The 1,152-nt window shown below is 60.4% G+C and carries 1 pseudogene; it reads left to right on the top strand.

Annotation, left to right across the window (positions count from 1 at the left end):
• Nucleotides 1-18 precede the first annotated feature (18 nt).
• Nucleotides 19-1,068: pseudogene (locus AC0L3E_RS34525) on the top strand (IS110 family RNA-guided transposase).
• Nucleotides 1,069-1,152: the final 84 nt, after the last annotated feature.

Below are 1,152 nucleotides of genomic sequence, written 5' to 3'. Positions count from 1 at the left end.
ACAACAAAGGAGGTTGCAATGTCCCCACGCAATGCGCCGCGCCCTGCGGCCGTCTATGGTGTCGATATCGGCAAGAACATCTTCCACGTCGTCGGCTTGGACAGCGACGGCGAGCCCGTCCAGCGAGTTCGCTTCCGACGCGATACGTTGATGAAGTTCTTTGAGCGGGCAGCGCCGGCAATCGTCGGGATGGAATCGTGCGCTGGATCGCAATGGATCGCCAGGAGACTTCAGGCACTGGGGCACAGGGTTCGCCTGATCCCAGCGCAGTTCGTGAAGCCATACGTCAAGTCGAACAAGAGCGACATCATCGATGCCGAAGCTATCGCCGAAGCAGCCACGCGGCCGACGATGCGATTTGCCGCGATCAAGAGCGAGGAGCAATCCGACCTCCAAGCTTTGTATCGGGTGCACGACCAGATGATCGGCACGCGAACCCGTCTGATCAACCAGATGCGAGCATTCTGCCTGGAATACGGCATCGCATTGAGACAGGGCGCCGGACTGTTCAAGCTCGACTTGCCACTGGTTCTCGATGACCTTTCGAATGACCTCACGCCGGCAATGCGCAAACTGCTCGTGGACCTGTTCGCAGATCTGCGCCAGTTGGAGCAGCGCATCAACGACGTGACGAGGGAGATCGCAGCGATCGCAGACCGAGAAGATGTTGCCCGCCGGCTCATGACGATCCCCGGAATCGGAGCATTGGGAGCCACCGCGCTACTGGCGGCCGTCGGCACCGGATGCCAGTTCCAGAAGGCTCGCGACCTGGCCGCATGGCTGGGGCTGGTGCCTCGAGAATACTCGACCGGAGGCAAGCAGAAGCTACTCGGTATCAGCAAGCGCGGGAACCGCCACGTTCGCAAGCTGCTCGTTCATGGCGCGCGATCATGCTTCCGTCACCTGGATCGAACCCGGGATCGCCTGGGAAGCTGGCTTGACGGGTTGCAGAGCCGTATGCACCCGAACAAAGCTGTTGTCGCACTTGCCGCCAAGATGGCGCATTGTCTGGGTTGTCCTGACCAAGCCGGGAGCGCTCTACGAACGCAGGACCCTGCTTTCGCCTGACGCTCCGGCTCGATTGCAAGGCTCGGGAATAGTGATGACGAAACAGTGGATCAGCATGCCGTAAGCCCTGTGCAAAAAAAGCGG

The sequence above is a fragment of the Mesorhizobium sp. WSM4822 genome (assembly GCF_055811155.1).
This window is presented reverse-complemented; position numbering and strand designations above follow the sequence as displayed.